The organism is Streptococcus oralis, assembly GCF_001578945.1.
Taxonomy (GTDB): Bacteria; Bacillota; Bacilli; order Lactobacillales; family Streptococcaceae; genus Streptococcus; species Streptococcus oralis_Q.
The window spans coordinates 1-336 of the sequence record NZ_KQ969645.1 but is presented as its reverse complement, the minus strand read 5'-3'; the positions used below and the strand labels follow the sequence as shown (position 1 = coordinate 336).

At 33.3% G+C, this 336-nt stretch carries 1 pseudogene; it reads right to left on the bottom strand.

What is annotated here, in order from left to right:
* A pseudogene (locus SORDD16_RS11235) lies at positions 1–178 on the bottom strand (bifunctional glycosyltransferase family 2/GtrA family protein); the annotation flags it as partial.
* Between the last annotated feature and the right edge of the window lie 158 nt (positions 179–336).

Here is a 336-nt window from a genome sequence, read left to right as displayed (position 1 = left end):
TGACCTGGTGGCGAAGGACCGTCGCAAAATCCTCAGCTCGAGCAAAAATGTCTTGGCATTCTGTCGAACTTCCATCATCAATGACAATGATGTAAAAATCGCTCTTATTGTGAATCTTTTCAATCAATTTAATGAGATTGTAGTCAGGTTCGTAAGCTGGGATAACTAGATAGTTCATATTTACACCTCTTTCTTTGACGATTGGATAAGTATACAAGATAACGCTTAAAAATTCCTTATACTTAAATTTAAGCAAAATAAGACTTATTGTTTTTCTAATAAATTCGTTCAATCAAACAAAGAAAAACTCTGTAAAAGATACCTTCTACAGAGTTA